The 13234-nt window shown below is 69.4% G+C and carries 14 protein-coding genes; all 14 read left to right on the top strand.

All coding sequences use genetic code 11. From position 1 onward, the window contains the following. The first annotated feature begins 8 nt into the window (after window positions 1-8). On the top strand, window positions 9-1148 hold the full coding sequence (locus tag ACZ5LB_RS11385) for a Kelch repeat-containing protein (protein ID WP_464602339.1): 1140 nt from the start codon (window positions 9-11) through the stop codon (window positions 1146-1148). A 118-nt stretch (window positions 1149-1266) separates the two neighbouring features. After that, window positions 1267-2133, top strand: coding sequence for a carbon-nitrogen hydrolase (locus tag ACZ5LB_RS11390; protein ID WP_464602340.1), 867 nt, complete (start codon window positions 1267-1269; stop codon window positions 2131-2133). Window positions 2134-2140: 7 nt separating this feature from the next. Further along, a complete protein-coding gene (locus ACZ5LB_RS11395) occupies window positions 2141-3151 on the top strand; it encodes an agmatine deiminase family protein (RefSeq protein ID WP_464602341.1) in 1011 nt (336 codons plus the stop codon). A gap of 58 nt (window positions 3152-3209) precedes the next feature. After that, window positions 3210-4454 carry a hypothetical protein gene (locus ACZ5LB_RS11400; RefSeq protein WP_464602342.1) on the top strand — a complete coding sequence of 415 codons (1245 nt, stop codon included), beginning with the start codon at window positions 3210-3212 and terminating at the stop codon, window positions 4452-4454. 60 nt (window positions 4455-4514) lie between these two features. After that, a complete protein-coding gene (gene ribH, locus ACZ5LB_RS11405) occupies window positions 4515-5003 on the top strand; it encodes a 6,7-dimethyl-8-ribityllumazine synthase (RefSeq protein ID WP_464602343.1) in 489 nt (162 codons plus the stop codon). Continuing rightward, window positions 5003-5488 carry a transcription antitermination factor NusB gene (nusB, locus tag ACZ5LB_RS11410; RefSeq protein WP_464602344.1) on the top strand — a complete coding sequence of 162 codons (486 nt, stop codon included), beginning with the start codon at window positions 5003-5005 and terminating at the stop codon, window positions 5486-5488. The genes ribH and nusB overlap by 1 nt, the downstream gene beginning before the upstream one ends. Window positions 5489-5507: 19 nt before the next feature. Beyond that, entirely contained in the window at window positions 5508-6047 is a 540-nt protein-coding gene (gene accB, locus ACZ5LB_RS11415) for an acetyl-CoA carboxylase biotin carboxyl carrier protein (protein WP_464602345.1), read from the top strand. Window positions 6048-6051: 4 nt separating this feature from the next. Next, a complete protein-coding gene (gene accC / locus ACZ5LB_RS11420; protein WP_464602346.1) occupies window positions 6052-7479 on the top strand; it encodes an acetyl-CoA carboxylase biotin carboxylase subunit in 1428 nt (475 codons plus the stop codon). 114 nt (window positions 7480-7593) lie between these two features. Next, a complete protein-coding gene (locus ACZ5LB_RS11425) occupies window positions 7594-8490 on the top strand; it encodes a hypothetical protein (protein ID WP_464602347.1) in 897 nt (298 codons plus the stop codon). A gap of 9 nt (window positions 8491-8499) precedes the next feature. Next, a complete protein-coding gene (locus tag ACZ5LB_RS11430) occupies window positions 8500-9891 on the top strand; it encodes a hypothetical protein (RefSeq protein ID WP_464602348.1) in 1392 nt (463 codons plus the stop codon). A 129-nt stretch (window positions 9892-10020) separates the two neighbouring features. Further along, window positions 10021-10914 (top strand): hypothetical protein, encoded by an 894-nt coding sequence (locus ACZ5LB_RS11435; RefSeq protein WP_464602349.1) that lies wholly within the window; start codon window positions 10021-10023, stop codon window positions 10912-10914. A 287-nt stretch (window positions 10915-11201) separates the two neighbouring features. Next, on the top strand, window positions 11202-11480 hold the full coding sequence (locus ACZ5LB_RS11440; protein ID WP_464602350.1) for a hypothetical protein: 279 nt from the start codon (window positions 11202-11204) through the stop codon (window positions 11478-11480). A 1-nt stretch (window position 11481) separates the two neighbouring features. Next, entirely contained in the window at window positions 11482-12306 is an 825-nt protein-coding gene (locus tag ACZ5LB_RS11445) for an MbnB/TglH/ChrH family RiPP precursor modification enzyme (RefSeq protein ID WP_464602351.1), read from the top strand. Then, the gene (locus ACZ5LB_RS11450; RefSeq protein ID WP_464602352.1) at window positions 12299-13063 is read left to right on the top strand and encodes an HvfC family peptide modification chaperone; all 765 of its coding nucleotides are present in this window, start codon (window positions 12299-12301) and stop codon (window positions 13061-13063) included. The genes ACZ5LB_RS11445 and ACZ5LB_RS11450 overlap by 8 nt, the downstream gene beginning before the upstream one ends. Window positions 13064-13234 lie beyond the last annotated feature (171 nt).

A 13234-nucleotide genomic window follows, 5' to 3' on the forward strand; every position in this document is an offset into this window, starting at 1 on the left:
AACCAGCAATGAACAAATTATTTAAACTTTTCATTCCTTTCGCGGCCCTCCTGGCCGTCGGTTGTGGCGGCGGGGGCAAGCGTGGCACCAGTCCCGCCCCCGCGCCCGCGCCCACTGCGGGGACCTTCACGGCCACGGGAAACCTCGCCACCCCGCGAGCCCAGCATTCCGCCACCCTCCTGACGTCAGGCAAGGTGCTGGTGGCTGGGGGCCAAACCTCCGCCTCCGGTTTCGTGCCGACGGCGTCCATGGAAACCTACGATCCCGCCGCCGGCGCCTTCGCCCCCGCCGCGGCCATGGGGACGCCCCGTTATGCCCACACCGCCACCTTGCTGCGGGACGGGAAGGTGCTTCTGGCGGGAGGCATGGGCGGGAACGCCCTGGCCAGCGCCGAGCGGTACGACCCGGCCTCGAACACCGTGTCCCCCACGGGTCCCATGACCACACCCAGGAGCAACCACACCGCCACCCTCCTCACGGTGGGGCCCGATGCCGGCAAGGTGCTGATCATCGGGGGGATGGATACCGCCAGCGCGCCTCTGGCCTCCATGGAGGTGTTCGATCCCGCCGCTGGAACCTTCGCCCCGAGTCCGGCGGTCCTGGCCGGGGGACGGACACGGCACACGGCCACGGTGCTGGAGGACGGCCGGGTGGTCATTGCGGGCGGCAAGGCCACCTCCGAGGTGGAAGTCTATGATCCGGCCACGCGGACCGTGGCCGTGGCGGGATCGATGCTCCAGGCGCGATCGGCCCATACGGCGACCCTCTTGCCGGGCAGCCGGTTGCTCTTCGCCGGGGGGCTCGCGGGCGGCGCCCTGGCCGGGAACGAGGTGTGCGACCTGTCCAAGGCCACCCCCACCTTCACCGCCGTCCAGGCCATGGGGGTGCCCCGCCGCGACCATAATGCGATCCTCCTTCCCAACGGTGCCGTCCTGATCACGGGGGGGACCACCGCGGACGCAGGGTTCAACGTCACGGCCCAGGCCGAATTGTTCGATGCCGCCCGGTTGGCGTTCGTGCCATCAGGCAAACAGGCGGAAGGCACCACGAACGGCACCGCGACGCTGCTTCCCGGCGGGAAGGTCCTGGTCGCGGGAGGCCTGGATTACCTCCTGGAACCCATAAGCGACGCAGCCCTTTATCAGTAACGATTCGGCTCTTGGCACACTCCCGTCAAGGCGCCCCGGAAACCGACCTGCTATCCTGGGTTCCCCTTTTCCGAGGTCCGCCTTGACGCCCAAGCACTTCCGAGTTGGATTGGTCCAGATGGCCTGTGGGCCCGATCCGGAGGAGAACCTCCGCCGGGCCGCGGCCTTCGTGGAGGAGGCGGCCGGCCGAGGCGCACAGGTGGTCTGTCTGCCTGAACTCTTCCAGACCCAGTATTTCTGCCAGCGGGAGGACATCGCGCTGTTCGACCTGGCCGAGCCCATCCCCGGACCGGCCACGAACCTGCTGGGCGAAGTCGCCCGCAGGCACGGCATCGTGATCCTCGCCTCGCTGTTCGAACGCAGGGCCGCGGGCCTCTACCACAACACCCTGGCGGTGCTGGAGACCGACGGCGCCGTCAAGGGGCTCTACCGGAAGATGCACATCCCCGACGACCCGCTGTACTACGAGAAGTTCTACTTCACCCCCGGGGACCTGGGCTTCAAGGCCCACGACACCACCTTCGGCAAGCTGGGGACCCTCGTGTGCTGGGACCAGTGGTATCCCGAGGGGGCCCGCCTCACGGCCATGCAGGGCGCCTCCGTCCTCTTCTACCCCACGGCCATCGGCTGGCACCCCGCGGAAAAGGCCGAATTCGGCGAGGCCCAGTACGATGCCTGGCGCACCATCCAGCGGGGCCACGCCATCGCCAACGGCGTGTTCGTGGCCGGGGTGAACCGGGTGGGCTTCGAGACCGGCGACATCCGCGGGGACCGGGCCCCGGGCCAGGGCCTGGAATTCTGGGGCGGCTCCTTCCTGGCCGACCCGTTCGGACGGATCCTGGCGCAGGCCAGCCACGACCGGGAGGAGATCCTCATCGGCGAGATCGACCTGGAGCTGCTGGAGACCACCCGGCGCAACTGGCCCTTCCTGCGGGACCGCCGCATCGACGCCTACGGGGACCTGCCCCGAAGGTATCTGGACTGAGGGTCCCATGATCCGCATGCCCGCCGAATGGGAGCCCCATGCCGCCACCTGGCTGGCCTGGCCCCACAACCGCATGGACTGGCCCGGCAAGTTCGCCGCCATCCCCTTCGTGTTCGCCGAGATCATCCGCCACCTGGGCCGCCGCGAGCGCGTGGAGATCCTGGTGCGCGACGCCGCCATGGAAGCCCGGGCCCGCCGGGTCCTGGAGCGCGCCGGGGCCCTCTCGCACAACGTGCGCTTCCACGCACTGCCCACGGACCGCATCTGGCTGCGGGACTCCGGCTGCTGCTTCGTCAAGGACGGCGATTCCCTGGGCGCGGTGAAGTGGCGCTTCAACGCCTGGGCCAAGTACGAGAATTTCCAGCAGGACGACCGGGTGGGGACCTTCATGGCCCGCGCCGCGGGTGTGAAGGCCCGGCGGGCCGGGATGGTCCTCGAGGGCGGCAGCATCGACGTGAACGGCCGGGGCACCCTGCTCACCACCGAGGAGTGCCTGCTCAGCCAGGTCCAGGAGCGCAACCCGGGGCTGTCCCGGGACGGCTACGAGAAGGCCTTCGCCGAGCACCTGGGCATCCGGAAGGTGATCTGGCTGGGCGAGGGCATCAAGGGGGACGACACCCACGGCCACGTGGACGACCTCTCCCGGTTCGTGGGCGAACGCACCGTCGTGACGGTGGTGGAGCCCCGGAAGGACGACCCCAACCACGCCCCGCTCCAGGAGAACCTCCGCCGCCTGAAGGCCGCCACGGACCAGGATGGCCGGCCCCTGGAGGTGGTGGAGCTCCCGCTGCCCGGGCCCCTTTCCTACCGGGGCATCCGGCTTCCGGCCAGCTACGGGAACTTCTACGTCGCCAACGGGCTGGTGCTGGTCCCGGTCTTCAACGACCCCAACGACCGCCACGCCCTGGACCTCATCGCCTCCCTCTTCCCCGACCGGGAGATCGTCGGCATCTACAGCGGGGATTTCATCTGGGGCTTCGGCGCCATGCACTGCATGACGCAGCAGCAGCCGGCATGAAGGGTGACCCCGGCCCTGGCAGGGGGGAGTAAGATCAGTTAGAACCAGGCACGAATCCATGCACTTGACCAGCATCACCCACCGCAAAGAACTGTTCGAGCTGGCCACCCGCTGGTTTGCGGACTGCCCCCTGAGGGGCGACGGCCGGTTCCTCACCCAGGTGACCACCTACGAGAACCTCATCTCGGCTCCGGTGGTGCGCGACCTGCTCACCGGCATCAAGCAGTCGGTGCACCCCGGGCCCGTGACCCTCACGCGGCTCCGGTCCAAGGACGAACTGCGCGACGCCATCGTCAAGTCCTGCCGGAACCCCGGCCCCCGCGAGCAGGAACTCTTCAGCCTCTACCGGAACCACCCCGAGGATTTCTTCCCCGGCACGCCCTCGGACGTCATGCTCGGCCTGAGGGAGGATGGCACCATCCTGGGCATGGCCCGCATCAAGCGCCTGCGGCGCATCGCCGAGAAGTGCTCGCGGCGCGTGGCCGACCGGCTCGCGGGGGCCATCAACGAGCGGGCCCGGCTCCTGGCCCAGCAGCGCGCGGAGACCTACGGGATCCCCCTGGCGGAACTGCTCTCCTCCAAGCAGGAGATGGCCCAGGACTACGACCAGGCCGAGCGCCTCGTCAGCCGCACCTTCCGGGACGGCGTGCTGGTCTTCAAGCCCGAGGACCTTCGCATCGACGACGGCATCGGCCTCAAGTTCGTGGGCACCCCCGGGGAGATGGAATCCATGGAGGAGGCCATCCGGAACCACCCCGCCGTGGTGGGGGTCGTGAAGGAGGAGCACCGGGGCCGCTACAACGACATCAACCTCCTGGTGGACCTCAGCGTGCCCGAGCCCGGCACCCTCGTGGACCTGGCCCGGGACTGGGACTGGAGCCGGCACGCCGGCAAGGGTCTGACCCCCCAGGAGCTCGCCGAGGGCTTCCCGGCCTTCGTGGAGGGCGGGCAGCGCACCTTCCGCGCCGAGGTGATCCTCACCACCGAGTCCGACCTGGTGGAAAGCGAATTCGGATCCTGCATCCACGAGGCGCGGATCCTCGAGCAGCGCGCGGGGGTGACGTATTCGGGCCGCATCGCATCCAACGCTTCCTTCCTCATCGAATACATGCTCATGCTGGCCCTCTCGCCCACCCTGGAGGTGGGGGAGCTGCCGGTGAAGATGTGGGGCCGGTACCTGCCCGACGTCTACTCCCTGGCCGTGTGGCGCCTGTTCGGGATCACCCTGGGCCGGGACCAGATCGACCACCTGGTTCCCTGGGGCGGCGTGGACGCGGGCCTGGCCTTCGAGCACGGCCTTTGATTCGACTTTGCTCCCACTTGTGCTATTGTCATCAATTCAACCACCTTTCGGGGGGTTCCCATGGGGATCTTTGAGGGCCAGCTGCGTGTGGACAAGGGCGATCGGTTCGCCCTGGTGGCCTCGCGTTTCAATGAATTCATCGTGGACCGGCTCATAGGCGGCGCCACGGACTGCATCCTCCGGCACGGGGGGAGCGAGGCCCAGATCGACCTCATCCGGGTACCCGGGGCCTTCGAGCTGCCCCAGGTGGCCAAGAAGGCCGCGCAGACCGGCAACTACGCCGGCGTGGTGGTCCTGGGCGCGGTCATCCGCGGCGGGACGCCCCATTTCGACATGATCGCCAACGAAGTCACCAAAGGCACGGCCCAGGTGGGCCTGGACGCCGGCATCCCGGTCATCTTCGGGGTGCTCACCACCGATTCGGTGGAGCAGGCCATCGACCGCGCCGGCACCAAGATGGGAAACAAGGGCTGGGAAGCGGCCATGACGCTCCTGGAGTCCGTGGATCTGTTCCGCGCCCTCCAGGGACCCGGGAAGGGGAAGAAATAATGGGTGTTCGCAGGCGGGGGCGCGAATACGCCCTCCAGATGCTCTATGCCATGGACCTCACGGACTACCTCCCCGACGAGGTGTTCGCGGGCTTCAACGCCATCCAGGACCTGAACCGGGACGCGTTCTACTACGCCCGGCGCCTGGTGGACGGGGTGCACGGGCACCTGGAGGAGATCGACGCCGTCCTCACCCGATTCGCCGAGCACTGGAAGATCCACCGCATGGCCGTGGTGGACCGCAACCTCCTGCGCCTGGGCGTCTACGAACTGATGTTCCTGAAGGAGATCCCCTTCCCCATCGTCATCAACGAGGCGCTGGAGATCGTCAAGGAATTCAGCGACCAGGAGGGAACCCAGTTCGTGAACGGGATCCTGGACGCCGCCAGCAAGGAATTCCGGCCCGACGAGACCGGCCTTAAGGGACGCTCCCGCAAGGCCGCCGCCCTCGCGCAAACCCCGGATGAACCCCCGAGCGTCGACTGACGCTCCCCGTGGAGTGCCCATGAGTCCTGCCAAGAAACCCGTTCCCGCCCGCGCCCTTCCCGCCAAGGCTCCCTCCGGGGCCCTCGCCCTGGGCCTGGAGGACATCAAGGCCCTCATCGGCCTCGTGGCCCGGGAGCCCATCGACGAATTCGAGATGGAGACGGGCGGCGTGAAGTTCCGCATCCGCAAGGGCGGCGACCCCGTCCCCGCGCCGGTGCCCGTCGCCGCGGCCCCCGTCATGCCCCTGGCCGCCATGCCCACCCACACCCTGGTGGCCCCCGCCCAGCCCGCGGCGGAGGAGAAGCCCGAGGATCCCGGCATCCACTACATCACCAGCCCCATCGTGGGCACCTACTACCGCAGCCCCACGCCCAACGGCCCCAGCTACGTGCAGCCCGGGGACTTCGTGAAGCCCGGCCAGACGCTCTGCATCGTCGAGGCCATGAAGCTCATGAACGAGATCGAGTGCGACGTGGCCGGCGAAGTGGTGGCGGTCCTGGTGGAGAACGGGCAGCCCGTGGAGTACGGCGAGCGGCTCTTCGCCGTGCGGGTGCGCTAGCGCCATGAGCCCCGTCAAGCGCGCCACCCCCAACCGCAAGCCCGACGCCCGGAACGGCGAGCCGCCCTTCCGCAAGATCCTCGTCGCCAACCGCGGCGAGATCGCCCTGCGGGTGATCTTCGCCTGCAAGGAGCTCGGGATCCAGACCGTGGCCGTGTACTCCGAGGCCGACCGCAACGCCCTGCACGTGCGGTTCGCCGACGAGGACATCTGCATCGGCCCCCCCGCCAGCGGCAAGTCCTACCTGAACATCCCCCAGGTCATCGCGGCCGCCGAGGTCACCGGTGCCGAGGCCATCCACCCGGGCTACGGCTTCCTGAGCGAGAATCCGCACTTCGTGGACGTGTGCCAGGCCTGCGGCATCGTGTTCATCGGCCCCAACGCCGAGATCATCCGCACCATGGGCAACAAGGCCCAGGCCAAGGCCACCATGCTGGCCGCGGGCGTGCCCCTCATGCCCGGCAGCGACGGCATCGTGGAGACGGTGGAGGAGGCCCTGGTCTGGGGCGAGAAGATCGGCTATCCCGTCATCGTCAAGGCCAGCGCCGGCGGCGGCGGCCGGGGCATGCGCATCGTCAACTCCCCCGACGAGATGGCGGACATGTACAACACCGCCCGCACCGAGGCCCGGGCCGCCTTCACGGACGACTCGGTGTACATGGAGAAGTACCTCCTGGAACCCCGTCACATCGAGGTCCAGATCCTCGGCGACCTCTTCGGCAACATCATCCACCTGGGCGAGCGCGAATGCTCGATCCAGCGCCGGCACCAGAAGCTGATCGAGGAGAGCCCCAGCCCGGCGCTCACCCCCGACCTGCGCAAGCGCATCCACGAGACGGCGGTCCGCGCCGCCCGGGCCGTGGGCTACTTCAACGCCGGCACCATCGAGTTCCTGCTGGACGCCCGGGGCGACTTCTTCTTCATGGAGATGAACACCCGCGTGCAGGTGGAGCACCCCATCACCGAGCTGGTCTCGGGCGTCGACATCGTCAAGGAGCAGATCCGCATCGCCGCGGGCCGCAAGCTCTCCTACGCCCAGGACGACATCGTGCTCCGGGGCGCCGCCATCGAGTGCCGCATCAACGCCGAGGACCCCTGGAAGTTCACCCCCTGCCCCGGCCGCATCACCGCGCTCCACTTCCCCGGCGGCCCCGGCATCCGCATGGACACCGCCATGCACCAGGACGCCGTCATCCCCCCCTACTACGATTCCATGGTCGCCAAGCTCATCGCCTACGGCAACGACCGCACCGAGGCCCTGGCCCGCATGCGGCGGGCCCTGGACACGATCGTGGTGGAGGGCATCAAGACCACCAGCCCCCTCCACCGCCGCATCATGGACCACCCCGACTTCATCAAGGGCGACTTCTCCACCAAGTGGCTGGAAGTGTTCCTCGGCCAGCTGGAAAAGGAACGGGCCGAAGAATCCTGACCCCCGCCGCCGATCCGGACTAGAATGTCCGGGAATCGTACAGGTGGAGTGCCGGCCGGAAAGGGGATCCCCCCTCCGGCGTTTCGACCCGTCCACGGGCGAGGAGGGCAGGCCATGGGGTCCCGCATCGCATTCATCCTGGTCGCAGGCGCCCTCCTGGGGGCCCAGTCTCCGCCGGCCCGCCTGGAGGCCATCTATTCCCCGGCCCTTTCGCCCGGCGTCGAATCGGTCCAGTCCGCCCGGACCACCCTGACCGCGCTCCTGCGCGACCGGAGCCGCCAGGTGGGCATCCGTTTCGGGGCCGGCGACTACTCCTCCTCCGACCTCACGAAGCGGGCCAATGCCAGGGAGCTGATCGACCTCCTGAAGGGCGGAGCCGACATCAAGAGCCTCCATTACGACCAAAGGGATGATCTCCAGTACATCCTGTACGAGACCATCCCGGTGCTTGCGGACCGCATCCAGCTGAGCCCCCGGATCGCGCTCCCCTTCACCGAGATCCTCGGAAACCCGGTCACCGTGGCCAGGGACCCGGCCAACCCCGACTATCCCTTCGTGATCCGGCTGCGCGACCACGTCTCCCTCCATTTCGCCAAGAAGGACCTGGCCGTTGCGCAGAAGGCCGCCGATGCCCTCCAGGTCATCCAGCAGGCCACGCCGAGGATGGAGGATGCGGATTCCGCCCGCGCCCAGGCCCTGGCCGTCCAATACCGCGCCCTGGCCGTCAAGCCCCCGGTCACCGAAGAGCAGCGGCGCTTCATCGTCCAGGCCAACCTCCTGAACCAGCAGAAGGAATATGGGCGGGCCCTGGAGCTCTACCGCAGGGCCGTGGCCGTCGACCCCCTCTCCTACCCCGCGGCCTACTTCAACATGGCCCTGATCTCCGCGCAGATGGGGCGGTTCCGCCTGGCCATCAGCTTCATGAAGCAGTACCTGCTCCTCGAGCCCGAGGCCAAGGACGCCCGGGGCGCCCAGGACAAGATCTACGAGTGGGAGATCCTCCTGGAATAGGGAGTCCCCATGCGCCGGTTCCTGGTCCCTCTCCTGCTGATCGCCCCCCTCTGCGCCCAGACCGTGCCCGGCGCTTCGAAGCCGGTGTGCATCCACTGCGGCACCCCCCTTCCCTACGGCGTCCACGCCGCCAGTTGCCCCTACCACAAGGCCGCGCCGAAGGCCGGAACCCGGCCCGCGGGGGCGAAGGCCGCCCTGGCCGGGACCCTGTTCCAGAGCCTGATCACCACCCTGTTCGCCTCCGATCCGGAGACGAAGGCCCCCGCGGAACAGGCGGCTGCCGAGGCTGCGGCCCGGGCCGAGGAAGCGCGGAAGGCCCGGGACGCCGAGGCCCAGGCGGCCTACCTGCGGATGATGGCTTCCTACAAGCAGCTCGAGGGGGCCCAGGACACCGCCTTCCGGGACCTGGGCTCCGGCGGCCTGGCCCTGAAATCCCTGGATGACCAGGCTCTGGACGCCCGGGCCCCCTTCGACACGGCCGCCGCGCCCACCCCCTTTTTCGGCGACACCATGCCCATCCAGGACATCCGGTTCCTGGCGAATCCCGGCAACGACCCCCGGCTGGTGGACCTGCGCCAGGCGAAGGAATGGGTGGCGGCCAGCCTTAAACAGGACGCCCCGAAGGTCGAGGCGGCCCTGAAGCCCCAGGCCCGGACCCCCGACTGCGACCGGCTCGCCCGCACCCTGGAAGGATCCGTCCAGCAGCGGACCCGCTTCCAGAAGACGGTGCAGTCGGCCCAGGAGCAGGTGGAGATCTGGGAGGCCGCCAATCGCGCCGCGCTCCTCAAGGCCGCCCAGGACGGCATGGAGGCCCTCACCGGTACGGTGCTGGACGCCGCCTCCAGGCGGGCCGAAGCCGCGGGGCGCCTAGAGCGGATCCTGGACGCGAACGCCGGGAAGATGACCGCCCAGGGCCTGGACGTGGCCGAAATCCGCGCCAAGGTCCAGCGCCTCCGCCGGCTCAGCTCCGCCGGGGAGCTCCTGGACTTCACCCGCACCATGGGCGACTGGCAGGGCTTCCTCAAGGACGGCCTCTCCGCCCTGGCGGCCCAGATGGAGGGCACCAACCGGGACCTGGAGCCGCTGTTCGCCGATCCCCGGATGAAGGACTATTTCGGCGGCGATTCGCCGGCCCTCCACGCCCTCCTCGACCTCTCCAGGCTCGCCGCCTCCAACAAGGTCGCGGGGAAGTGGGTGGCCCGCAAGATCCCCGTCATCGCGGGCGTGGAACTGGCGATCAACGAGACCTACGACGCCCTGGGCTGGTACCTGAGCTTTCGGCGCATCGCCGAGTCCCAGGCCATCAACGGACGGGTCCTCGCGGCCGCCGAATCCATCCAGCAGCGCATCGACGGCACCCTCGCGGCCCTGAAGGACTGCCCGGGCTCCCCGCGGCCCTGAAGGCGCGCCGCCCCATCGGCCGGATCCCCAGGCCCGCCGCGGGAGAACGCCGTGAACCTGGGGACCCCTCGCGGCATTCAAGGAATGGCGCGCCATAACGTCCATTTTTTATCCATAAAGGAGCACCCCATGCAACGCATCCTCATTGGAGCGACCCTGGCCGCAGGCCTGTGCGCCGCCCACGCCGCCACCCCCCTAACCCATTCCCTCGTCCACGGGGTCTTCAAGCCCGGGGCCGAGGCCAAGAACGCCAAGGACGAGGGCGCGATCCATCCGCTGCAGCCCCTCCAGCGCCTCGCGTCCGTGGACAAGGGCAGCTTCGGCATCGTGGCCCAGGACTCGGCCGAAACCATGGCCTTCCCCGTGCTGGCGGCCCCGGGCGCCTCCGGCCCGGCGGACCTGGGCGACCTGGGGGAGGACACCTTCATCGCCCCCCTGGACCTCACGGGCGCCGGCGTCTCCGACCTCATCTACGCCCGCAAGGGCGCGCCGGGCTGGAAGGTCCTCACCAACGGGGCCCGGCTCCGGCAGCCCTCCCAGGGCTTCGTGGCCGGCAACTTCGACAAGGACGCCGAGGCGCCCAAGGCCGACCTGATCCCCGCCGACACCAGCGAGCTCACGGTGGATCCGGACCTGCTGGCCGCCACGGGCGACTTCCTGGGCAACGGCACCGAGCAACTGGCCTACACCCGCCCCGGCCAGCACCAGGTCTGGATCGTCGGCGGCCACGGGGTGATCACCATGAAGGCCGACCTCAAGGGCATCGAACCGGGCGTGCCGGGCCCCAGGAACCACTGGCTGTTCGCCTACAGGGCCAACCGCAAAGGGCAGCGGACCCGGCTGGCGTACTACCGGGCCGGGAGCGACCACCTCATCCGGCTGGTGCCCAAGGGCATGGAGTTCATCCAGCAGAAGGCCCCCCTCAAGGGCCACTGGGAGCGCCTGAACCAGGCCCTGGTGGACTGGCCCCACGCCGCGCCCGCCACCTCCTCCTCCGAAGGGAAGGAACCCACGGGCAAGTGAGGGTAGTCGAATTCATTTAACGTAAGGCGATCCGGGTCCACCGGCCTCCAGGCCGCGGATCCGGGCTTTTTAATGCATGTGTAAACGTTATTATAATTGAAATTTAATTCGAATTTTCCGCTCAAGTCCATTCTTTCGTCACCCGATTGGTAGCAGTGGAATTCGAAACGCTAAGCCTGGACAAAAACCCTGTCCCCTCCACCCCGCCCGGTGGCCGCCTCCGCCGGGCCCCCATCCATCCGGATCCCCCGGGGTCCCCGTGCGGCCTCTGCCGCGTGGAGCGCACCATGATCACGACCCTCATCGGCATCGCCTCCCTCTTCACCGCCGGTCCCGCCCTGCCGGACGCGACGACCACCCTCTCGGCCCGGGAGATCACCCCCGCGGGCCAGACCGCCCCCGCGGCCGACCTGGAGCAGCGCCGCTGCGGCGGAAGGCGCTGCGCCGGCGTTCCGCGCTGCGGGCGCCGCTGCGCCACCACGCCCCGGTGCGGACGCCGCTGCGCGGGCATACCCCGCTGCGGACACCGCTGCGCCACCGTGCCCCGCTGCGGCTGGGGCCACTAGCATGATCTCCGGCGTCGGCCTGGGCTTGCGCCCGCCCCACCTGGAGGAGGTGGCCCGCAGGGCGCCGGGGGTCCCCTTCTGGGAGATCGCCCCGGAGAACGTCATCGGGGACGGCGGCAGGTTCGCCGCCCTCACGCGGACCATCCTCGCCCGGGATCCCGTGGTCTCCCACGGGCTCAGCCTCTCGGTGGGCGGGTTCGACCCCTTCGACGATGCCTACCTCGCGGACCTGGCCACCTTCCTCCTGGAGACGGGCAGCCCCTGGCACTCCGAGCACCTGTGTTTCACCTCGGTGGATGGGGCCACCACCCACGAACTCCTGCCCATGCCCTTCACCCGGGCCTCGGCGCGCCACGCCGCGGCCCGGGTGCGCGAGCTCAAGCCGCGGCTCCCGGTGCCGTTCCTGCTGGAGAACGTCACCTACTACGCCGAACTGGGCGAATCGGAGATGGACGAGGCGGCCTACATCACCGAGGTGCTCGAGGGCGGCGACGCGGGCTGGCTCCTGGACATCAACAACGTCTACGTGAACTCCCTGAATTTCGGCTTCGATCCCTACGCCTGGTTCGAGGGGATGCCCCTCCACCGGGTCGCCCAGATCCACATCGCCGGCCACGAGCGCTACGGTGACCTGGTGGTGGACACCCACGGGGCCCCGGTGGCCGATCCCGTGGTGGACCTCATGCGCTTCGTGCTGCCCCGCATCGGCCGGCCCGTGCCCGTGCTGCTGGAACGGGACAACGGCATTCCGCCCCTGGACGAGCTCCTGGCCGAGCGCGCCGCGCTCCAGGAAGCCTACGACCAGGCCCTGGCCGCCCATGTGTGAGGCCGTCCTGGCCCTGCAGCGCACCCTCGCCGCCCTGGCCCTGGACCCGGACGCCGCCGCCTTCGAGGCCGATCCCTGCGCCTTCGCCGCGGCCCGCGGCCTGCCGGAGGGGGACCAGGCCGCCTTCCGGCGCCACCGCGACCGGCTCCTCCACTACCGGAACGCGGTGCGGGACGACATCTGGGAACCCATCGACCTGGACTTCCCCCTCACCCGGACGCTCCTGGAGGAGGCCGGCGCCTGGGAGGCGTGCCGCGCCGCCTTCCTGGCCACACGCATCTTCCGCAGCCCCTTCTACCGGGACATCGCCCCCACCTTCCTGGGCTGGCTGGCCACCTCGGGCTGGGGCCGGGACCGGTGGCCGTTCCTCCTGGAACTGGCCCACTTCGAGCTGGTGCGCGAGCGCGTGGAGCACCTCCCGGACGAACCCGCCCCCCCGGACCTCCGGGCCGAGCCCCGGCCCGGGGACCGGCTCGTGCTCGCGCCCTCCACCCTGGTGCTGGCCTACTCGTACCGGGTGCACGAGGCCACCTGGGAAGCCCCCGCGCCCGCCCCGGGGGCCTGCCATCTCCTGGCCAGCCGGGACGCGGAAGGCTTCGTACGCTGGCGGGAGCTCACGGGGGCCACGGCCTGCCTCCTGGTGCGCGCCCAGGCGGCCCCCGTGGCGGCGGCGGCGCGGGAGCTGAGCCTGGACCCGGAGGTGGCCGGGGCCTTCCTGGCCTCCCTGGATGGGGCGGTAGCGGGGTTCAGCCGCTAGCGTAGCCCATTTGGATTAGCGGAACCCTTTCGCTCAAATGGATTGTTGAGAAATGTTCGAGTAAAAAACACGTACGCCGAGCACGCCGAGGCGCAGAGTTACGCTGAGGCGGCTTCGCACCTTTGGCGCCGACCCATGCCGCCCAGGCCCTGCCCGCTTTCGCGGGCCGCG

The sequence above is a fragment of the Mesoterricola sp. MK458 genome (assembly GCF_055384935.1).

Coding starts and splice junctions, on each gene's coding strand:
- ACZ5LB_RS11385 (WP_464602339.1), top strand. CDS start 9: ATGAACAAATTATTTAAACTTTTCATTCCTTTCGCGGCCCTCCTGGCC.
- ACZ5LB_RS11390 (WP_464602340.1), top strand. CDS start 1,267: ATGGCCTGTGGGCCCGATCCGGAGGAGAACCTCCGCCGGGCCGCGGCC.
- ACZ5LB_RS11395 (WP_464602341.1), top strand. CDS start 2,141: ATGATCCGCATGCCCGCCGAATGGGAGCCCCATGCCGCCACCTGGCTG.
- ACZ5LB_RS11400 (WP_464602342.1), top strand. CDS start 3,210: ATGCACTTGACCAGCATCACCCACCGCAAAGAACTGTTCGAGCTGGCC.
- ribH (WP_464602343.1), top strand. CDS start 4,515: ATGGGGATCTTTGAGGGCCAGCTGCGTGTGGACAAGGGCGATCGGTTC.
- nusB (WP_464602344.1), top strand. CDS start 5,003: ATGGGTGTTCGCAGGCGGGGGCGCGAATACGCCCTCCAGATGCTCTAT.
- accB (WP_464602345.1), top strand. CDS start 5,508: ATGAGTCCTGCCAAGAAACCCGTTCCCGCCCGCGCCCTTCCCGCCAAG.
- accC (WP_464602346.1), top strand. CDS start 6,052: ATGAGCCCCGTCAAGCGCGCCACCCCCAACCGCAAGCCCGACGCCCGG.
- ACZ5LB_RS11425 (WP_464602347.1), top strand. CDS start 7,594: ATGGGGTCCCGCATCGCATTCATCCTGGTCGCAGGCGCCCTCCTGGGG.
- ACZ5LB_RS11430 (WP_464602348.1), top strand. CDS start 8,500: ATGCGCCGGTTCCTGGTCCCTCTCCTGCTGATCGCCCCCCTCTGCGCC.
- ACZ5LB_RS11435 (WP_464602349.1), top strand. CDS start 10,021: ATGCAACGCATCCTCATTGGAGCGACCCTGGCCGCAGGCCTGTGCGCC.
- ACZ5LB_RS11440 (WP_464602350.1), top strand. CDS start 11,202: ATGATCACGACCCTCATCGGCATCGCCTCCCTCTTCACCGCCGGTCCC.
- ACZ5LB_RS11445 (WP_464602351.1), top strand. CDS start 11,482: ATGATCTCCGGCGTCGGCCTGGGCTTGCGCCCGCCCCACCTGGAGGAG.
- ACZ5LB_RS11450 (WP_464602352.1), top strand. CDS start 12,299: ATGTGTGAGGCCGTCCTGGCCCTGCAGCGCACCCTCGCCGCCCTGGCC.